The following is a 19,396-nucleotide window of genomic DNA, read 5'->3' as shown; positions in this document are numbered from 1 at the left end:
CCTCACCTTCCTGGCCGCGCGTGCGCGCCGCCGTCCACTTGGATTGCCGGACCGCTGAACTCACCGGTGGCGGCCGCGACGACGCACTCTTCTGCGAAGGCGAGGACCTGCAGGTGGTACGCCGCCGCGGTGTAGCCCAGGCTGACGTTGTGCCCGGTGTTGGGTTGCAGGTTCAGCACCACCCGCGGCGCCGACCGGAACAGCGCGCCGATGGCCGTCAGCTCCTCGATGTCGTTGCGCCACACCGATTCGTGATCGCCCGCGGTGAACCGCACCGGAATCCGCACGCGAGCGGCCATGCGCGGGAATTCCTCGCCGGCCCAGTCGGTGACGACGGCGGCCTCCACCCGCGGACCCGGTACCGCGATCGCCGCACCACCCACGAGTTCGGGTGGATACAACCGCGACGGTCGCCACAGCAGTCCGCCGAGAGCGGGCCGGGTGCCCTCCGGACGCGGACCCCACAGCACTTCCTGCGCTTCGGGATGGTGAATCCGGCCGGTGCCGGCCAGCTCCACGCCGAGCAGTTCACCGCCGCGTTCGTCACCGGCCATGCGCATCGCGAGTTCACATCCCGCCGAGTGCGCCAGCAGGAAGACGCCCGCGCCGCGCGGACGGCCCGCGAGGTGGGCCTCGACCGCGCCGTACATGAGATCGACGCGCCGCCGCGGCGCCGTGAGCTGGTCGCCGAACGGCCCGGAAGCGCCATAGCCTGGCCGGTCCAGCGCCAGGACGGTGTAACCCAGGCGCTGCGCGATCCGGAGCAGCGAGAGCTCAGGATGCCCTGGGCAATCGAAGTACGCGGAAGTGGTGGCGCCGCCGTGCAGGGCGACGAGCACCGCGCGGGGCGCGGGCGCCTCGGCCAGCAGTCCCGACACCGAGATGCCGTCGACATCGGCCACCACCCGTGGCGGCGCCGCGTCCGCCAGCGGGGTGAGATCGGATTCGGTGAGTGTCATCGCATGCCCGTCGATGTCGCGCCGTCAGGAATCGGAGCGCAGCAGCATCGCCCCGCCGGGGGTGAGCCCGCCGCTGGAGACGACCGCGACCCGTGCGCCGGTGACCTGCCGATCCCCGCCCGCGCCGCGCAGCTGCACCACGGCCTCGCGCAACAGGCCCATGCCGTGCGTGCGGCCGTGAGAGAGCTGGCCGCCGTGCGTGTTGACCGGGATCGTGCCGTCGCGGGCGATGCTCTTGCCGCCGTCGAGGAAGTCCTTGGCCTCGCCGATGCCGCAGAAACCGAGCGCCTCGATCCAGGACAGACAGTTGAAGGTGAACCCGTCGTACAGCTCGGCGACGTCCACGTCCCGCGGCCGCAGGGTGGTGCGCGTCCACAGGTGCGCGGCCGGGCCGAGCACCTGCGGTTCGTGGGTGAGCGTGCTCTGGTCCCACTCGACGCGTTCGACGATCTGCGTGCCGACCGCCTCCACCAGCACCGGCGGGACGGTCAGATCGCGGGCGGCCTCGATCGCCGAGACGATCACCGCCACCGCGCCGTCGCAGGGCACGTCGCAGTCGTAGAGCCCGAACGGGGTGGTGATCGGCCGGGCCGACAGGTAGTCGTCCATGGTCATCGGGTCGCGGTAGACCGCGGTCGGCTCGAGTTCGGCGTTGGCGCGCTGGTTGAGCGCGATCCAGCCCAGCGTCTCGCGCGTGGTGCCGTAACGATGGAAGTGCCGCTGAGCGTTCTGCGCCAGGGTGTGGGCGGCGGAGATCGCGCCGAACGGCGTCATCCAGCTCGTGGTGCGGCCGCCGGACGGCGGGATGCGGCCCGCCTTCACCAGTTCGTTGAAGGTCGACTCCCACACGGTGCGGAAGCACAGCACGTGCCGGGCCAGTCCGGCGGCCACCGCGGTCATCGCCGCGACCACCGAACCGCCCGGCCCGAAGGTCTCGATACCGCCGTTGTGCCAGCTGGGGCGCAAGCCCAGCGCCGCTTCCAGCGCGGTCACCCCGCCTTCGCCGAAGCCGCCGAGATTGCCGCCGCCCGGGTAGGAGGAAAGACCGTCGATGTCGTCGAGAGTCAGGCCCGCGTCGGCGACCGCGCGCTCGCACGCCTCGATCGTCAGCTCCAGCGGTGGCACCATGAGCCTGCGCCCGATCCGGGACATCCCGATCCCGGTGAGCGCAACCTTGTCCTCGAACTTGTCCTGCCGCAGCATCGGCCGCACGTGCTCGGCGAACCGGTGCGGCTCGATGTCGTCCACCGGCAGCGGGGCGGGACGGGGTTGCTCGGCGGCGGGCCGGAACAGCGGCAGCCAGACGTCGGCATCCTGCTGGAAGGTCACCTCCACCCGCATGCCGAGCACCAGATCGCCCGGATCGGCCTCGATGATGTTGGTGGTCAAGCGGACCCGCGGATCTTCCACCAGCGCCACCTGCGCCACCACGTACGGCGGCGGCAGGCCGGGCACGGCGAAGCGATGGTTCACCGTGAAGCTCGCCAAGATGGCCGCGCCGGAGACCTCCCGAATCCCCAGGTCGTGGCCGCGGCAGTACCTGCACACCGGCTGCGGCGGGTGGATGAGCGCCGCGCAGGACCGGCACTGCTGGACGCGCAGCTTGCCGTCGGCGCCGGAGGTCCAGAAGAACTCGGTGTCCAGGCCCAGCAGCGGCAGCGGCCGTCCCGACGGCTCGGCCGTCGTCGCCGGGGTCTGCTTCGCGTCTGCCACAGCGCCTCCTTGTCGTCGCAGCCGGTAGCCGCGTGCGGCCTGCGGCGGCCACACGCGGCTGAGGTGTTCTCAGATCTGCGCCGCGCCTCTGCGCACGGTCACCGGCTCGGCGAGCCGCTGATCGTCGCAGACCCGCTGCAGCTTCGCCAAGGTCTCGTCGAGACCCGCGCCGAGCCGGGGACCGGGGGTGAACTCGGCGGGCAGGTGGCGCATGCCCTGGATGACCGCGATCGTGTCGTAGTGCGCGGTCTCCTCCGGGATGCACCGGAAGTCCGGCATCCGGTCCAGCACCGCCATCAGCATTCGCTTGAACACCGTGCGGGCGACGTTGGAGCCGATGCAGCGGTGGATGCCTAGCCCGAAGCTGTAGTGCCGGTTGCCTTTCCGGTCCAGGATCAGCGTTTCCGGATCCTCGAACACCGCCGGGTCCCGGTTGGCCATCGCCCACGACAGCCAGACCCGGTCGCCCTCTTTGAAGGAGGCCCCCGCCACCTCGCAGTCCTGCGCGATGGTGCGCGCGTCGCCCGGAGCGGGGGTGTAGTAGCGCAGGAACTCCTCGGTGGCCGAGTCGAGCAGCAGATCCCGTTCCCGGCTCAGGGTTTCGCGCTCGTCGGGATGCTGGGACAGCCATTCGAGCGCATGGGCGGTGAGCGCGGTGGTGGTGTCGAACCCGCCGCCGATGAGCAGGCTGAGCATGCCCAGGATCTCCAGGTCCGGCAGCGGCTCCCCGCTGACCCGCGCCGCAGCGACCGCGTGGATGAGCCCGGGGCGGGGGTTGTCCCTGATCTCGGCGAGATTGGTCAGCAGGTCCAGGCCCATGGTGCGGTGCATCTCCGCGACGCGCGGGTAGTCCGGCGAGTCCGGCGGCGTGTACACCGCGGCGTGCACCGGTTCGTTGTAGATGGTCCACTTGCGCAACGGGATACCGAGCATGCCGAGCGTCAGCACGGCCGGCACGACGTTCGCCAGGTCGTCGACGAAGTCGATGCGGCCGCTGTCGATCTTCTCGTCGATGGCCGCGCGCACCACCTCGTCCACGAACGGAATCCAGCGTTCGACGGCGGCGGGGGACAGGTACGGGTTGAGCGCCGAACGCAGTTCCCGGTGCTCGGGCTCGTCCATCTCCAGGATGCCGCCACGGATGCCGCGGGCGCGCGGAGCCGGGGGAATGGAGATGCCGCGGTACCCCTTGCGGACTCCCTGTGGATCGTGATCATTCGACAGGTGCGGGCAGCGCGCGAGTTCGAACACCTCCTTGTTGCCCGCGGCCACCCAGTGACCGTCGTAGGTGTCGGTCCAAGCGAGCGGGCACTCGCTCTGCATCGTCGCGGTGATCGCTTGGAAGTTCTCCCGGTACTCCGGTGCGTAGCGGTCGAAATGGAATCGCGGTTGCTTGCGCTCGGCGTCGGCGCCGTTGTCCACGGTCATGCGGCGGCCTCACTCGGCGATCGAGATCGCGCGTTCCGGGCAGGAGTGCACGGCCTCGCGGACCTGATCCTGCTGGTCGGCGGGAACGGATTCGCCGACCGGGGAGGAATGGCCGTCGATCTCGCTGAGTTCGAACGATTGCGGGGCGATCATCGCGCACAGCGTGTGCCCTTGGCAGCGCTGCTGATCGACTCGGACCTTCACGGTGTCTCTTCCTCTCAGACGTGGTAGTCGTACCACTTCAGGTAGCCGCCCGCGTCGACGCGCAACTGCGTTCCGGTGATGTAGCGCGCCTCGTCGGAGGCCAGGAACAGCACCGCGTCGCTGATGTCCTGCGGCTCGACGTAGGGGATCGGCATGGCCTGCTGCACATGGAAGGCGGGCTCGGCGTCCGCGCGGGTGGGATGTTCCAGGTCCGGGCGGAAGGATCGGTACATCGGTTCGCTCTGCAGCATCGGCGTGTTGCAGTTGGTGGGGTGGATGACGTTGGCGCGGATGTTCTGCGGCGCGATGTGCAGGGCGAGCGCGTGCACATACTGCGCGAGGCCGCGTTTGGCGACCACGTAGGCGATGCCGCCGGGGTCCTTGCCGGGCTGGTCCACCTTGGAGACGTCCATCAGAGCGGCCACCGAGCCGGTGGCGATGATCGAGGCGCCCGCGCGCAGATGCGGCAGCGCGGCCTGGATGGTGTTGATGACGCCGACGAGATTGGTGTCGATGACATCCGACCAGGCCTGCCACTGCGGCGTGCCCTTCATGCCCGCGATCCCGGCCTGGGCGATGACGATGTCCAGCCGCCCGAATTCCGCGAGGCCGCGGTCGAGTGCGGCGCGCACCTGTCCGGCCTCACGCACGTCGGCCTGTTCGGCGACGATGCGGCGACCGGTCTTCTCGACCAGTCGCGCGGTTTCGTCCAGGTCTTCCCGGCGCGACAGCGGATAGCCGATCGTGTCGATGTCGTGGCAGATGTCCACCGCGATGATGTCGGAACCTTCTTCCGCCAGCCGTACCGCATGGCTGCGGCCTTGGCCACGAGCGGCTCCGGTGACGAAGGCGACCTTGCCCTCTACGCGTCCCACGGGCCTTCCTTTCACTCTTGCTCTGTCGTACTGCTCAGCGGCACAGCGGGTCTCAGGTGTTGCGTCCGCCGTTGACGCCGATGATCTGGCCGGTGATGTATCCGGCTTCCTCGGAGATGAGGAACGCGCAGGCGGCGGCGATGTCCTCGGGTGTGCCGACCCGGCGGACCGGCGTCCGCTGGATGTGGTCCTCGACGCTGCCGCCGAGCCGGCGTGCCTCCTCGTTCTTGCGCAGCATCGGGGTGTCGATGAACCCGGGGGGCACCGCGTTCACGGTGATGCCCGACGGGCCCAGTTCCAGCGCCAGCGCTTTGGTCAGGCCGTTGACCGCCGACTTGGCCGAGACGTAGTGCGTCATGAACGGCTGGCCCGAATGCGTGCTCGAGGAGGAGATGTTGACGATGCGCCCCCAGCCCGCCGCCAGCATGTCCGGCAGCACCGCCTGGACACAGTGGAAGACACCGTTGAGGTTGACGTCGATCACCCGCTGCCACTCGGCGAAGGAGATGTTCTGGAAACGCTTGAATCCGTCGACCCCCGCGGCGTTCACCAGCACGGTGACCGGGCCGAGCTTGGCGCGGACGGCGGTGAGCGCCTCGGTGATCTGCTCCGGTTCGGTGACGTCGGCCCGGTAGGCGAAGTCGTCGTCGGCGGGTGGGTTGAGATCCAGGGACGCGACATGGAACCCATCGCTGCGCAACCGCCGTGCGATCCCCAGCCCGATTCCGGACGCACCTCCGGTGACCACTGCCGTCTTCACGCGCGCGACCCCTCTCCGGAATCCGGGGCGGCCTGCGACCGGTACTCGGACGGCTCCATCGCGCCCGGGATGCCTGTTGTGTGAACCACAAGAATCTCCCTTCCGAATGTGAGAACCGTACTCTCGCAACCATGGGATGCGCAAGAGTCGCGCTGGGGTGTCGTCGGACCGGGTCGGTGGCGCCCGCGATGATGCCCGGCGCCGTGCCGGGTTGGCGATTGTCGCCGCGCTCCGTCAATGCGAGTGTTAAATTCTCCGTTATAGAGAATCGTATTTCCATATCCGGCGAGGAGACAGGATGTCAACGCAGGAACAAGCGAGAGCGGTGGCGCGGCGGCTGCTGATCGACGGGCAGCTGGTCGAGACCGGGCGCACGCTCGTATCGCTCGATCCCGCCACCGGTGCGGTGTACGGCTACGCGCCCGAAGCCGGTGTGGCCGAGGTGGATACGGCGGTCGCGGCGGCGCGGCGGGCCTTCGACACCACCGACTGGGCGACGAACCACCAGTTCCGGGCGCACTGTCTGAACCAGCTCTACCAGGCGCTGCGTGCCAACGTGGAGGAGCTGCGCGAGCTGACCATCGCCGAGGTCGGCGCCACACGCACGCTCACCCATGGCAACCAGCTCGAGGCGCCGTTCGACATCGTGCGCTACTACGCCGGACTGCTGGCGGACTACGCGTGGAGCGAAGACCTCGGCGTGGTCGAGATCCGCGGTCAGCGGCACCGGCGCTGGGTGGAGTTGGAGGCCGCGGGTGTGGTGGCCGCCATCGCCGCCTACAACTACCCGCACCAGTTGGCGCTGGCCAAGCTGGCGCCCTCGCTCGCCGCCGGGTGCACCGTGGTGCTCAAGGGCGCTCCGGACACCCCGCTGGCCACTTTGGCGCTGGGAGAGATCGTCGCCCGGCACACCGACATCCCTCCGGGGGTCGTGAACGTGCTGGCCTCCTCCGATGTCGAGGTGGGCAAGCGGATGAGCACCCACCCGGACGTCGACGTGGTCACCTTCACCGGGTCCACGCCGGTGGGCCGCCAGATCATGGCCGCCGCCAGCGGCACGCTGAAGCGGGTCTTCCTGGAGCTGGGCGGCAAGTCGGCGATGATCCTGCTCGATGACGCCGACTACACCAAAGCCGCCGTGTTCGCGGCGTTCAGCGTGGTCACCCACGCCGGGCAGGGCTGCGCGCTGACCACCCGCGTGCTCGTGCCGCGACAGGACCACGACAAGGTGGCCGAACTGATCGCGGGGAATTTCGCCCACGTCAAGTGGGGCGATCCGGGCGACCCGCAAACCTATATGGGGCCGCTGATCAGCGAGCGCCAGCGCGACAAGGTGCACGGTTTGGTGCGGCGGGCGGTCGAGGCGGGCGCCACGCTCGTCACCGGCGGCGAGAAGGTGGGGCCGGGTTACTTCTACAAGCCCACCCTGCTGGCGAACGTCGACCCGGACAGCGAGATCGCGCAGGAGGAGGTGTTCGGGCCGGTGCTGGCGCTCATTCCCTACACCGACGAGGACGACGCCGTGCGCATCGCGAACAACTCCATCTACGGCCTGTCCGGTGCGGTGTTCAGCGCCGACTCGGAGCGGGCGAAAGCGGTGGCGCGGCGCGTGCGCACCGGCACGCTGAGCATCAACGGCGGCAACTACTTCCACCCCGACGCGCCATTCGGCGGCTACAAGCAGTCGGGCATCGGCCGAGAGATGGGCCGCGTCGGCCTGGAGGAGTTCCTGGAGCGCAAGACCCTGGCGGAGGTGGTCGCGTGATCGAGTGCGGACCAGCCGACCGAGGACGGGCCGCGCGATCGGGCCGGAGGACGTCGAGCGAGCGGGAGGTGCGGCCGTGAGCAAGCCGCTGGAGGGCATCCGGGTGCTCGAGGTCGCGATGTACGGATTCGTGCCTTCGGCCGGCGCCGTGCTCGCCGATTGGGGCGCCGACGTCGTCAAGGTCGAGCACGCCGTCACCGGCGATCCGCAGCGCGGGCTGCGGCAGGTGGGGGTGTTCGAGGTCGAAGGCGACCCGAATCCCAATGTGGAACACGCCAATCGGGGCAAGCGCAGCATCGGCGTCGACATGTCCGTGGCCGAGGGCCGCGAGGTGATCTACGACCTGGCCCGCCGCGCGGACGTGTTCCTGACCAGTTTCCTGCCGCAGGCGCGGACGAAGTTCGGCATCGATGTGGACGACATCCGCGCGGTGAACCCGGACATCGTCTACGCCCGCGGCAGCGCGCTGGGACCGCGCGGCGTCGAATCCGATCGGGGCGGTTACGACATGACGGCGTTCTGGTGCCGCGGCGGCATCGCGGCCACCATCACCCCGCCCGGCACCGAGGGCATGATCCAGCCGCCCGGCCCGGCGTTCGGCGACACCATCTCCGGGACCAATCTCGCCGGAGGCATCGCCGCCGCGCTGCTGAAACGCGAACGGACGGGGGAGACTTCGGTGGTCGACGTCTCACTGCTGGGTAGCGGATTGTGGGCTATGGGCCACACCGTCGCGCTGTCGGCCAGCCAGGCCAGACCGCTGGTGGCGCCGGTGCCCGGCGCCCACGGCGCGCCGACCAATCCGCTTTCGGGGCTCTACGCGACCGCCGACGACCGCTATCTGTCGTTCGTGATGCTGCAGCCGGCCAAATTCTGGGCCGACGTCTGCCGCCACATCGACCGCCCGGAACTGGCCGAGGACCCGCGCTTCGCCGACGCCGCGCAGATCGCCGCGCACACCGCCGAGGCGGTGCGGATCCTGCGCGAGGTGATCAAGGGACGCACCTTGGCCGAATGGAGCGAGCGCTTCGCCACCCTGGCCGGGCCGTGGGCTCCGGTGCAGGACTCCTGGCAGGTGACCCAGGACGCGCAGATCAGGTCGAACGAATACCTGCTTCCCGCAGGCGAATTGGAGCTGGTCTCCAGTCCGGTTCAGTTCGACGTCGGTGCACCGGAACTGCGGCCTGGTCCCGGATTCGCCGCCCAGACCGAGGAGATCCTGCTCGAACTCGGCCTGGATTGGGATCGCATCATCGCGCTGAAGACCGCGGGCGCGGTCGCTTAGCCGCCGAAGAGAGGGACCGATGCCCTACATCGCATCGCTGGGCACGTATCTGCCCTGCTGGGGTAGCCAGCGCAGCCGGGTTCCCGGCGACGACGAAGACGCCGTCACCTTGGCGGTGGAGGCGGGCCGCTGCGCCGTCGCCGGCGAACCGGTGGAACGCGTGGTGCTGGTCAGCCGTGATCTGCCGCTGGTGGAGAGCAGCAATGCCGCGGTGTTGCTGGCCGGTCTCGGACTCGACCCCGAGTTGGAGGTCATCGAACGGCTCGGCGGCGCCCCTGCCGCGCTGGACGCGCTGAGCTCGGCGCGCCCGCGCACCCTGGTCATCGGCGCCGACCTGGAACCGGCGGGCGCGGCGGCGGCCTGGGTGTCCGACCGCGACGGCCTGCAGGTGCGCACCGCGGCGCGGGTCACCCGCAGCCTGCCGGTGCGCACCCGCAACGCTCTCGGCGCGGTGCACGACTACGGCGATCCCCGCTTGCTGCACGAACGGGGGCTGGTCGCCTCGCTGTCGGCGGCGTGGCTGGACACCCCGGTCGCGGTGGCGGGCGTCGAGCACAAGCAGGCGGCGGCGCTGTGCCTCGGCAGCCCGCCGCGGCTGCCGACGCTGGGCGCGAGCGCCGGGCTGTTCGCGCTCGCGGCGATGGCCGACTGGGCGGCGGCGGGACTGCTGGTCGGCGTGGAACAGGCCAATCTGTCCGGGATCATGGTCGTGCCCGGCGCGGTTCGGGTGCGGCGTACCGAACCGCCCGCGCGGGCGGTGCCCGAGGTCGTTTCGCTGCCCGGCGCGGACCTGCCGATCTCACTGGCGGCCTACGAGCGCGCGTTCGAGGCCAAGGTCCGCTGGGAAGCGGGCAGGCACGGCGACGGCGCGGAGCTGGACTTCCCGCCCCGCTACCGGGTGGGCCGGGACGGCACGCTCAGCACCGGCTACACCTTGGTGCCGCTGCCGAGGACCGGCAGCGTCTACGCGGAGACGACCGTCCGCATTCCCGTGCCGGGCCTGAAGAGCCCGTACTCGCTGGTGATCGTGGAACTCGACGACGTCGGCGTCCGTGCGCTGGCCAAGGTCACCGGCGCCGACCCGGGCACGGTGTCCATCGGCGACCGCGGGCGCATGGTCCTGCGCCGGGTGGCGGTGCGCTCCGGCGTGCCGGACTACGGATACGCGTTCGAACCGGAACCGGAGGCGGCATGAGGAACGTGGCCATCGTCGGCGCGGGAATGACGCCCTTCGCCGAGCACTTCGCCCTCGGCATCCAAGACCTGCTGCTCATGGCGTTCGCCGAATGCGCGGCCTCGGTCGACAAAGGACTGCGCACGACCGACCTGCGAGCCGCGTGGTTCGGCGCGGTCGGCGCCACCGGCGGATTCCCGGCCGGTGTGCTGGCCGACGCGCTGGATCTGCCGGACCTGCCCGTCACCCACATCGACAACTCCTGCGCCACCGGCAACGACGCGGTCCGCAACGCGCTGTTCGCCATCGCCTCCGGGGCCGTCGACGTCGCGCTCGTGATCGGCGCGGACAAACTGCGCGAGACGGCGCAGAAGGACCTTCTTCGCGAGTGGGAGTCGCTGACCAGGGACAACGCCTGGGATTATCAGCTCGGCCTGTTCGCCCCCGCCGGTTTCGCGTTGCATGTCAACCGCTACCTCTACGAGTCCTCGGCGACGCGGGAACACCTGGCGATGGTCGCGGTGAAGAACCATCGGCACGGCGCGCGCAACCCCAAGGCGCGCCTGCGCTTCGAGATCACCGTGGAGCAGGCGCTGGCCGCGCCGATCGTGGCCGACCCGTTCGGTGTGTACGACTGCGTCCCGCAGAGCGACGGCGCCGCGGCCTTGGTGCTCGCCGCCGAGGACGTGGTGAGCCGATACACCGACAGCCCGGTGTGGATTCGCGGCGTCGGTCTCGGCCTGGACTCGGTGATGCACCAGCACAAGCGGGACATGACGACGTTTCCGGCGACGGTGCGGGCGGCGCGCGCGGCGTACGCGATGGCCGGTCTCGGCCCGGCCGACGTCGACGTCGCCGAGGTGCACGACTTCTTCACCGGCATCGAGCTGATCAGTTACGAGGACCTCGGTTTCGCCGAGCGCTTCGAGGCGCACAAGCTGGTGGAAGCGGGCGCAACGGCCGTCGGCGGTGTGCTGCCGGTCAATCCGAGCGGCGGGCTGAAGACGAAGGGGCATCCGCCCGGCGCCACCGGCGTCGCGCAGTGCGTGGAGCTGTTCGAGCAGCTGCGCGGCACCGCGGTGAACCAGGTGGACGGTGCGCGAATCGGTATGGCGCACAACCTCGGCGGGCCGACCGCGGTGTCGGCGGTGACGATTCTGGAAGGGCCGCGCTGAGGCGCGTCGCAGCGGACAGCCCCGGCGCCTGACGGTCTGCAACCGTCGGCGCCGGGGCTGTCGCCGTTCAGATCTGTTCCCAGACGGTGATCCTGGTCCGGGCCGGATCGGCGGCCGCGGTGACCGCCATGCGTCCGTCGGCCGCTCGCTCACCGAGTTCTCTCAGCACGGTGTGCGCGTCGTCGATGTCGTAGACGGCGAGGTAGCGCGCCTCACCGTCGCCGCCACGGACCAATCGGTGGCGGGTACACGACAGCACGCCGGGGACGGCGAGCATCTCGGGGATGTGCGTCCCGGTGTACCACTCGTTGTATTCGGCGTCCATTCCCTCTCGCGGCGTGGAGAAGACCAGCAGGCGCACGACGCGGGCCTCAGCTCGCGCGGGCGGCGTAGGCGGCGGCGTACTCCTTGCGCGACCTGGTCGAAGTATCGACGTCGGTCGCTTTCGCGCGCAGCGCCCCTACGGTCGCCTGTTCCTTCGGGATGTGCGCGAACGGATCCCAGTCGAAGTGGCGGGTGGCGTTCTGCCAGGTGATCTTGTGGATGTCCGTGTCGTCGGCGCCGGCGGCCTGTAGCTCGCCCAGCACGAACTCGGGGGCGTCGGGCCAGATCGAGTCCGAGTGCGGGTAGTCGCACTCCCACGCGATGTTGTCGATGCCGATCTCGTGGCGGAACTTCAGCGCGGTCTTGTCGGTGACGTAGCAGGCGAGCACGTGCTCGCGGAACACCTCGCTGGGCAGCTTGCCGCCGAAGTCGCGGCGCAGCCAGCGCTGGTTGGTGTAGTGCCGGTCGGAGCGGTCCAGGAAGAACGGAATCCAGCCGACGCCGCCTTCGGACAGCGCGACCTTCAGCTTCGGGTAGGTGCGCAACGCCGGACCCCACAACAGATCCTGGGCTGCGATCAGCGAGATGCTCGGCGCCAGCACCATCAGGTTGTCGATGGGGGCGTCCTGTGCCAGGCGCAGCACGCCGAAGCCTTGGCCGATGTGCAGGTTCATCACCGTCTCGTGGTCCGAGAGGGCCTGGAACACCGGCGCCCAGTAATCGAGATCGTGGTAGCTGGGCAGGCCGTCGATGTGCGGCAACTCCGGCATGGTGACCGAATGGCAGCCCTTTTCGGCCAGCCGCTCGATCTCGGCGACCGCCAGCGCCGGATCCCACATCGGCAGGATCCCGATCGGGATGAACCGGCCCGGATAGGCGCCCGCCCAGTCCTCGATGTGCCAGTCGTTGTACGCCGAGATCATCGCGACGGTGATCTCGTCCTGGCCGCCGCGGCTGAGGTGGCCCGCGCTGAAGCCGGTGAACGTCGGGAAGCACATGGAGGCGAGCACGCCGTTGGCGTCCATGTCGCGGACGCGGTCGTGCACGTCGTAGACGGCGGGCCGCATCTCGGCGTATCCGGCCGGGTCCCTGCCCCATTCCTCGGCGGGCCAGGTGACGACGGCGTTGAGACCAGCGACGCCGGTGGGCCGGTCCCGGTACACCCACCGATCGACGCCGTTCTCGTCGACGACGACCTTCGGGGCGAGATCGGCCCATTTCTTCGGAACGTGGCCGTCGAACATGTCGAGCGGCTCGACCACATGGTCGTCGATGCTCACCAGGATCATGTCGTCGATGTTCACGTCGCTCCTCGCTGTTCCTGCGCTGCGCCGGGGTTCCTACCAGCAATCGAGACGATGAATCTTCTTAGAAGAGAATGTCACTCTCGTCGCTGCATTAGACGATACACCGGGGCGGGGCAGGGGTCGATACTGCCGCGTCCGCGATGGGCGGTGTGGTCGGCCGTCTCACCGCCTCGGCGCAGCCGGGCGCTGCGGTGCTCGCTGCGGCTGCGGGGGCATGCCGAAACCCCAGTCGAAGCAGCGGATCCGTGGAATCGGCGAGGGGCCTACGGTCCCGTTGGACCGGAAGAATCAGCCGATCGCCACATGCACCGGTGTGCCGTCCACCACCGTGGCCGCCACCAGCTCCCGGTCCGGAACGGTGACGTCGCGCGGCGATACGTGGAGCAGGGTGAGATCGGCGGGTTCACCCGGGGCGATGGCGCGTGGCACGGTCGGCCGGTCGGCACGCCCGGTGAACAGGGCGACAGCGGCGGGCAGCGATATCCGTTCCCGCAGGCTTTCGCGCTCGACGGCCGCGCGGATCACCCGCCACGGGTCGGCGGAGCCGAACGGGGCGTCGGTTCCCGCCGCGACATCGACCCCGGCGGCCAGCAGTGAGCCGAGCCGCCACAGATCGCGGTGCTCTTCGGCCGCCACCTCGCGGGCGTACTGCTCGGCCCGCTCGACCGGGAAATGGGGTTGGGTCACCACCGGAACCCGGCTGCGGCGCAACCACTCCATGAGGTCGTCCGCCACCATGGCGCCGTGCTCGATCCGGTCGCCTGCGAGTATCCCCGCTTCGTCGAGGGCGGCCGTGGTCAGGATCAGCTGGACGTGGGTCACGCAGTGCACCGCTACGGGCCGGTCCGCCGCGTGTGTCGCCCGGATTCGGGCGACGAACTCGGGCAACGCGGGGAGCACGGTGTCGTCGAGCAGAATTTTGGTGGGACCCAGAGTAAATCGTGGCTGCCCTGGATCGGTCACCCCGGGCGGGGCCATGCAGTGCACGCGCTGCCGGATCGTCCCGTCGGCCACCGCTCGGGCCATGGCCTCGATCTCGTTCTGCGCCAGCCCGGGGGTGGCGTCGGTGTAACCGGTGACGCCCGCGGCCGCTGCCAGGGCGCTGATCGGCGCCGGGTCGGCCGCAGCCGGCGGCACCCGTGTGCCGAGCCAGGAGTCCAGCCGCCACAGGCGTCCGTTCGCCTCGCCGTGCGGGTCGCGCTCCACCCCCGGCACCATGCAGTCGTTCGACAGGATCTCCTGGCAGGCGCGGGAATTCAGGATCCACAGCGCGCCGGACCGGTGCTGGACCCGCACCGGCCGGTCCCGGATCAGGCGATCGAGCGCCATGCGGTCCAGCGGACCGGCGACGCTGTCGTGGTAGCCGATGCCGCGAAGCCATTGTCCGGCAGGCAGTTCGGCATCCGCCCGGCGCAGTGCCGCGGCGAACGCGGCGAAGTCCCGCACGTGGGGCGGCCCGAGCGGCACGGACGCGGCCTGCGCGGCGAGTGACCGCAGATGGATGTGATGATCGTGCAGTCCGGGTAGCAACCAGCCGCCGCGCGCGTCCAGATCGTCCTCCCCGGGCAACGGGCGCAATCCCGTGCCGCACTCGGTGATCCGCCCGCCGCGCCAGCGCACGTCGGTGTGCGGGCTGCCTGCCACCGCGGCGTTGCGGATCAGCATATGCCCGTCAGGCCAGGTACCGGACCACGTGCTCGGCGACGCAGGCCGGCTTGTCCGCGCCTTCGGCGGTGATCGTCACGGTGCGCTCGACCTGCACCCCGCCGGGCACATCGGTGACCGCGGTGATCGTGACGGTGCCGCGCACCCGGCTGCCGACCCGCACCGGGCTGATGAAGCGAACCTTGTTCAAGCCGTAGTTGATCGCCATCCTGGCCGAGGTCACAGAGGTCAGCTGCTGGCTGATCGGGGCGAGCAGGGCGAGGGTGAGGAACCCGTGCGCGATGGTGGCGCCGTACGGGCCGTCCGCTGCGCGCTCGGCGTCCACGTGGATCCACTGGTGATCGCCGGTCGCCTCGGCGAACAGGTCGATGCGCCGCTGATCGATCTCGAGCCACTCACCGGGCCCGAGCACCGTGCCCACCGCGGCGCGCAGGGCGTCGAAATCACGGAACTCGGTCATGGCGCAATCCTTCCTGCGGGCGACGTGTGCACGATAGCCCGCGCGCGAACGCGCTACCGCAGTTGGTCCTTCATCACCTTGCCGGTCGCGTTGAGCGGCAAGGCGCGCAGGAAACGCACCGAGCGCGGAACCTTGTATCCTGCCATCCGGTCCCGGCTCCACGCGATCAGCTCGTCTTCGGTGACGGGGCGCTCGGTCACCACGAAGGCCCGGCCGACCTGCCCGAGCCGTTCGTCCGGCACACCGATGACCGCGGCCTGCGCGACCGCGGGATGCTCCAGGAGGAATCCCTCGATCTCGGCGGGATAGGCGTTGAACCCGCCGACGATGAACATGTCCTTCTTGCGGCCGACGATGCGCAATCTGCCTTCCGGGTCGAGGCTGCCGAGGTCGCCGGTGCGCAGCCACCCCTCGGCGTCGATCGCCTCGGCCGTGGCTCGCGGATCGTCCAGATAGCCCTGCATCACGCTGTAGCCGCGAATCAGGACCTCGCCGTCATCGGCGATCCGCACCTCGACGCCGTCGCAGGGTGTTCCGACGGTCGTCGCGATCTGCTCGAAAGTGTCCCCGGGCCGGGACGCGGTGGCGGTGCCCGCCTCGGTCAGTCCGTATCCGGTCATGATCGATCGGAACGGAAGTTCCTCGCGCACCCGGCGGATGAGCTCGACCGGGATATCGGCCGCCCCGGTCACCGCGGCCCGCAGCGAGGACAGATCGTGCTCGCCCGCGGCCGCCAGCAGCGAGTGGTAGAGCGTCGGCGGGCCGGGCAGCATCGTGATCCGTTCCCGCGCGACGATCTGCAGCACCCGGCCGACGTCGAACACCGGGACCGGCAGGATCGTGGCGCCCCGGATGAGCGACGCGATCAGACCCGCTTTGTAGCCGAACGTGTGGAAGAACGGGTTGACGATCAGATAGCGGTCGCCTTCCCGGAGATCCGCGAGATCGCACCACTCCGCGTAGAGCCGCAGCGTCTGCCCGTGATTCATCATCACGCCTTTGGGCCGCCCGGTGGTGCCGGAGGTGTAGACGATATCGGCGATGTCGGTGCTGGCCACGTCGCGCTCGAACGGCGCGCCGCTGTTCAGGAAGTCCGACTTCAGATCGATCACCGGCACATCGGCGGCGCCACGGTAGTCCGCGCCGAGGAATCCCCGCTGGACGAGCACCGCTTTCGCGCCGCTGCGGCGGATGACGTCGCGTGCCTCATCGGCCTTGAAGCGGGTGTTCACCGGCACGAGCACGCCACCGGCGGTGAGCAGGCCGAAGGCGGCGACGATCCACTCCGCCGAGTTCGGCGCCCAGAGCGCCGCCCGGTCGCCCGGCTCGATCCCCGCCGCGGCGAACGCCCCCGCGGCCCGGCGCACCCGGTCGGCGAGTTCGGTGAAGCTCCACCGCAGGTCCCCGTCGACGACCGCTTCGGCGTCGCCGAAGCGGTCCGCCGCGCTCGCGACCAGCTGCGGGATGGTCGCCCAGCTCATACCTTCAGCAACCGCGCCAGGTTGCCGCCCATGATCTTCGCCTGGTTCTCCAGCGGCATGTCCTTGATCTCGTGGATGTAGCGCGCGGGCTCGGCCAGGCCCTCCGGATGCGGCCAGTCGGAGCCGAACAGCACGTGATCGGCGCCCATCACCTCCGACAGCCGCTGCAGATCCTCCTCCCAGAACGGGCTGACGTAGAGACTCTGCTTGATGGCCTCGATCGGGTCGCGGAAGCCGAAGCCCTCCGGCGCCTTCTTGTACACGTCGGACAGCTGCTGCAGCAACGGTTCCAGCCAGGCGGAGCCGTTCTCGATGACGGCGATCTTCAACTCGGGGAAGCGGTTCAAGGCGCCGTGGCACACCCACGACGCCACCGCGTCGGTGACCGGCCGCCACTGGTTGGTCATGGCGAAGGTGTTGGTCTGGAACGGCAGCATCTCCAGGCTGTTGCCGTCCCACTCGGCGTCGAAGCGCGAGTAGCCGCTGTCGGAGGAATGCATGGTGACCAGCACGTCGAGTTCGACGACACGCTTCCAGAACGGATCGAACTCGGGCAGAGCGAACGACCGCATCCCCTTGAAGCCTGGCACCGGCGCCGGGCGCACCAGGATGGCTTTGGCGCCGTGTTCCACGACGGCCCAGTTCAGCTCGGCGATGGCACGTTCCACGATCGGCAGGGTGATCACCGGAACAGTGAAGATGCGGCCGGAGTGCACGAAACCGCCGTCCTGACCCCAGTCGTCGAGCATCCAGCGGTTCAGCGACTCGATCACCGCGTGGATCAGCTCGGGATGGTGCCGCATGCGCTCCTCGACCAGGCTGGCCAGGGTCGGGAACATGAGCGCGCGCTGCAGTTGCAGGTCGTCCATGACCTTCAGCCGCGCCTCGGGATTGCGGAAGGCCTCGATCGCCTTCATCGACTTGCCGAAGATCTCCCGTCGGCTCTTGCCCTCGGGGTTGCCGTGCTTGAAATACTCCTCCATCGCGCCGGGACGGGCGACGACCTCGAAGGTGGGGTTCGGGATGTACTCGCTGATCTGGCCGAGCACCGCGATCTTGGTGCGGCCGTTGATCTCGACGTACTGGATCGCCCCCTCGTATTCCTTCGGCAGGTGCCGGGTGAGGGCTTCCTTCGTCTCGTAGAGGTGGTTGTCGGCGTCGAAAAGCTGGTAAGGCAGGTCGACTTTGCTCATGGAATCCTCCTTGTCCAATTATGAGAATGCTATTCTCTTTACGGTTGTACCGCAATGCCGTCCGCGCGTGAGGCCGCCAGCGAGCCGCGGACCAGGAATTTTTGGATCTTGCCGCTCGCGGTTCTGGGAAAGTCGTCGACGGCGTGCACTTCCTCCGGCCACTTCTGCTTGGCCAGTCCTGCGGCGCGGAAGTGCGCGCGCACCTCGTCCAGGTCAGGCGCGGCACGGCCCGGCCGCAGCCGCAGCACCGCGGCGGTGTGCTCGCCCAGGCGGGCGTCGGGCACGGCGACCGCCACCGCCTCGCTCACGCCGGGCAGGCTCAGCAGCACTTCTTCGACCTCGAGCGCGCTGATGTTCTCGCCGCCGCGGATGATCATGTCCGACTTGCGGTCGGTGATCGTGAGGTAGCCGTCCGCGTCCAGGACGCCGATGTCGCCGGTGCGGTACCAGCCGTCATCGTCGAAGGCGGCCGCGGTCAGCTCCGGATCGGTGTAACCGAGGCACAGATCCGGTCCGCGGCTGAGGATCTCGCCGTCCTCGGCGAGGCGCAGTTCCACGCCGGGCAGCGCGGCGCCGTCGGTGAACAGCCGCTTGGCCTCCGGCGCGGTGTGGTGCGATCCGGTGATCGAAGGGTGCTCGGTACTGCCGTAGGACCGGTACACGGTGATCCCGGCCTCGGCCAACCGCGTGGTGACCGCCGCGGGCACCGCCGCACCGCCCAGCCCGGCATAGCGCAGATGGGGCAGATGCTCCGGCGTGTAATCCGGGTGGTCGAGCAGGCTGGTGACGTAGTACGGCACGCCGCCGCCGACGGTGAGGTCCTCGGCGAGCGTCAACGCGAGCACCCGGCCCGGATCCCAGACGTCGACGAGATCGATCGGCCTCCGGTCGAGCACCGGGATCAAGAAGGCGTTCACCATGCCGATGAAGTGGCCGACCGGCGCTCCGGTGAGCTGGTCGCCGCGGTCGGCAGGGTATATGCCGGCCAGTTGCCGAGTCTCGTGACCGAGCGTCTGATGGCTGTGCACCACGCCTTTCGGCGCGCGGGTGGTGCCGGAGGTGAACGCGATCAGCGCGGGGCCGGCGGGATCGGCAGGCAGGGTGCCCGGCATGGGCCGCGCGTCGAGCAGTTCCTCGAAATCGTCGCCGACCACGCCGACGATCGGCACGGCCGCACGCAGGCCGGGGGCGTAGTCGTTGCCGCCGAAACGGTCGGTGGTCACGAAGACCTTCGGCCGGATCTCGGTGAGGATGTATCCCACTTCCTTGTGCCCGTAGAAATGCACGATCGGCACGACCGTCGCCCCGAGGAAGGCCGATGCCCAGAACGCCGCGGCCGCCTCCATCCAATTCGGCAACTGGAAGGCGATCACGTCGCCGGGACCGACGCCGCGGCGGCGCAACCCGGCGGCCAATCTGCGCGCGACGTGCTCGACCTCGCCGACCGTGCCCGTCCAGGGGCGCGTGGTGGAGTGGACGCGGAACGCGGTGCCGGACGCATCGGCCAGCCCGGCGGCCAACAGCTCACCGATCGTCTCGGAGGTCCACCAGCCCTCCTCCCGGTAGCGACGAACCAGGTCGAGGGGGACCTTGCGCATGGTCGAACTCCCATCTCGCACCGCGTACGT

General features: G+C 69.7%; 17 protein-coding genes. 4 read left to right on the top strand and 13 right to left on the bottom strand.

Translation table 11 applies throughout. From position 1 onward, the window contains the following. Nucleotides 1-2: 2 nt before the first annotated feature. The 6 genes from ACH49X_RS00620 to ACH49X_RS00595 form a co-directional block, all read right to left on the bottom strand. On the bottom strand, nt 3-959 hold the full coding sequence (locus tag ACH49X_RS00620; RefSeq protein ID WP_357208863.1) for an alpha/beta hydrolase: 957 nt from the start codon (nt 957-959) through the stop codon (nt 3-5). 24 nt (nt 960-983) lie between these two features. Then, entirely contained in the window at nt 984-2,672 is a 1,689-nt protein-coding gene (locus ACH49X_RS00615; RefSeq protein WP_357208865.1) for a thiolase C-terminal domain-containing protein, read from the bottom strand. 69 nt (nt 2,673-2,741) lie between these two features. Beyond that, the gene (locus ACH49X_RS00610) at nt 2,742-4,100 is read right to left on the bottom strand and encodes a cytochrome P450 (protein ID WP_195079959.1); all 1,359 of its coding nucleotides are present in this window, start codon (nt 4,098-4,100) and stop codon (nt 2,742-2,744) included. 9 nt (nt 4,101-4,109) lie between these two features. Next, a complete protein-coding gene (locus ACH49X_RS00605) occupies nt 4,110-4,304 on the bottom strand; it encodes a ferredoxin (RefSeq protein ID WP_195079958.1) in 195 nt (64 codons plus the stop codon). Nucleotides 4,305-4,318: 14 nt separating this feature from the next. Further along, on the bottom strand, nt 4,319-5,179 hold the full coding sequence (locus ACH49X_RS00600; RefSeq protein ID WP_195079957.1) for a mycofactocin-coupled SDR family oxidoreductase: 861 nt from the start codon (nt 5,177-5,179) through the stop codon (nt 4,319-4,321). Between the two features lie 52 nt (nt 5,180-5,231). Further along, entirely contained in the window at nt 5,232-5,939 is a 708-nt protein-coding gene (locus ACH49X_RS00595) for an SDR family NAD(P)-dependent oxidoreductase (RefSeq protein ID WP_195079956.1), read from the bottom strand. Between the two features lie 298 nt (nt 5,940-6,237). Between ACH49X_RS00595 and ACH49X_RS00590 the strand changes: the two genes are divergently transcribed. From ACH49X_RS00590 to ACH49X_RS00575, 4 genes are all read left to right on the top strand, one after another. Continuing rightward, nucleotides 6,238-7,704: an aldehyde dehydrogenase family protein gene (locus ACH49X_RS00590; protein WP_195079955.1), complete on the top strand. Its 1,467-nt coding sequence runs from the start codon at nt 6,238-6,240 to the stop codon at nt 7,702-7,704. A 76-nt stretch (nt 7,705-7,780) separates the two neighbouring features. Next, the gene (locus ACH49X_RS00585; protein WP_357105935.1) at nt 7,781-8,989 is read left to right on the top strand and encodes a CoA transferase; all 1,209 of its coding nucleotides are present in this window, start codon (nt 7,781-7,783) and stop codon (nt 8,987-8,989) included. A gap of 19 nt (nt 8,990-9,008) precedes the next feature. Continuing rightward, nucleotides 9,009-10,184, top strand: a complete 1,176-nt coding sequence (locus ACH49X_RS00580; protein ID WP_195079953.1) for an OB-fold domain-containing protein — start codon at nt 9,009-9,011, stop codon at nt 10,182-10,184. Then, nucleotides 10,181-11,338: a thiolase C-terminal domain-containing protein gene (locus tag ACH49X_RS00575; RefSeq protein ID WP_357208868.1), complete on the top strand. Its 1,158-nt coding sequence runs from the start codon at nt 10,181-10,183 to the stop codon at nt 11,336-11,338. Before ACH49X_RS00580 ends, ACH49X_RS00575 begins: the two co-directional genes overlap by 4 nt. A gap of 67 nt (nt 11,339-11,405) precedes the next feature. Here ACH49X_RS00575 and ACH49X_RS00570 read toward each other — a convergent pair whose 3' ends face one another. The 7 genes from ACH49X_RS00570 to ACH49X_RS00540 all read right to left on the bottom strand — a co-directional run bounded on the left by ACH49X_RS00570 (nt 11,406) and on the right by ACH49X_RS00540 (nt 19,366). Beyond that, on the bottom strand, nt 11,406-11,699 hold the full coding sequence (locus tag ACH49X_RS00570; RefSeq protein ID WP_357208870.1) for a hypothetical protein: 294 nt from the start codon (nt 11,697-11,699) through the stop codon (nt 11,406-11,408). A gap of 10 nt (nt 11,700-11,709) precedes the next feature. After that, the gene (locus tag ACH49X_RS00565) at nt 11,710-12,966 is read right to left on the bottom strand and encodes an amidohydrolase family protein (RefSeq protein WP_195079950.1); all 1,257 of its coding nucleotides are present in this window, start codon (nt 12,964-12,966) and stop codon (nt 11,710-11,712) included. Nucleotides 12,967-13,257: 291 nt separating this feature from the next. Then, nucleotides 13,258-14,634, bottom strand: coding sequence for an amidohydrolase family protein (locus ACH49X_RS00560; RefSeq protein WP_357208871.1), 1,377 nt, complete (start codon nt 14,632-14,634; stop codon nt 13,258-13,260). A 7-nt stretch (nt 14,635-14,641) separates the two neighbouring features. Continuing rightward, nucleotides 14,642-15,094, bottom strand: coding sequence for a MaoC family dehydratase (locus tag ACH49X_RS00555; RefSeq protein ID WP_195079948.1), 453 nt, complete (start codon nt 15,092-15,094; stop codon nt 14,642-14,644). 53 nt (nt 15,095-15,147) lie between these two features. Beyond that, the gene (locus ACH49X_RS00550) at nt 15,148-16,575 is read right to left on the bottom strand and encodes a FadD3 family acyl-CoA ligase (RefSeq protein WP_357105943.1); all 1,428 of its coding nucleotides are present in this window, start codon (nt 16,573-16,575) and stop codon (nt 15,148-15,150) included. Continuing rightward, the gene (locus ACH49X_RS00545) at nt 16,572-17,768 is read right to left on the bottom strand and encodes an amidohydrolase family protein (protein WP_195079946.1); all 1,197 of its coding nucleotides are present in this window, start codon (nt 17,766-17,768) and stop codon (nt 16,572-16,574) included. The genes ACH49X_RS00550 and ACH49X_RS00545 overlap by 4 nt, the downstream gene beginning before the upstream one ends. Nucleotides 17,769-17,806: 38 nt before the next feature. Beyond that, entirely contained in the window at nt 17,807-19,366 is a 1,560-nt protein-coding gene (locus ACH49X_RS00540) for an AMP-binding protein (RefSeq protein WP_195079945.1), read from the bottom strand. Nucleotides 19,367-19,396: the final 30 nt, after the last annotated feature.

Source organism: Nocardia sp. NPDC019323, from assembly GCF_044389845.1.
Taxonomy (GTDB): Bacteria; Actinomycetota; Actinomycetes; order Mycobacteriales; family Mycobacteriaceae; genus Nocardia; species Nocardia implantans.
Note: the sequence above shows the minus strand (reverse complement) of the source record. Positions and strands in the feature narration are given on the sequence as shown.

Excerpts from the sequence above, each read along its gene's own strand:
- ACH49X_RS00575 (WP_357208868.1), top strand. The coding sequence starts at position 10,181 with ATGAGGAACGTGGCCATCGTCGGCGCGGGAATGACGCCCTTCGCCGAG.
- ACH49X_RS00555 (WP_195079948.1), bottom strand. The coding sequence starts at position 15,094 with ATGACCGAGTTCCGTGATTTCGACGCCCTGCGCGCCGCGGTGGGCACG.
- ACH49X_RS00620 (WP_357208863.1), bottom strand. The coding sequence starts at position 959 with ATGACACTCACCGAATCCGATCTCACCCCGCTGGCGGACGCGGCGCCG.
- ACH49X_RS00610 (WP_195079959.1), bottom strand. The coding sequence starts at position 4,100 with ATGACCGTGGACAACGGCGCCGACGCCGAGCGCAAGCAACCGCGATTC.
- ACH49X_RS00560 (WP_357208871.1), bottom strand. The coding sequence starts at position 14,634 with ATGCTGATCCGCAACGCCGCGGTGGCAGGCAGCCCGCACACCGACGTG.
- ACH49X_RS00545 (WP_195079946.1), bottom strand. The coding sequence starts at position 17,768 with ATGAGCAAAGTCGACCTGCCTTACCAGCTTTTCGACGCCGACAACCAC.
- ACH49X_RS00590 (WP_195079955.1), top strand. The coding sequence starts at position 6,238 with ATGTCAACGCAGGAACAAGCGAGAGCGGTGGCGCGGCGGCTGCTGATC.
- ACH49X_RS00540 (WP_195079945.1), bottom strand. The coding sequence starts at position 19,366 with ATGCGCAAGGTCCCCCTCGACCTGGTTCGTCGCTACCGGGAGGAGGGC.
- ACH49X_RS00580 (WP_195079953.1), top strand. The coding sequence starts at position 9,009 with ATGCCCTACATCGCATCGCTGGGCACGTATCTGCCCTGCTGGGGTAGC.
- ACH49X_RS00550 (WP_357105943.1), bottom strand. The coding sequence starts at position 16,575 with ATGAGCTGGGCGACCATCCCGCAGCTGGTCGCGAGCGCGGCGGACCGC.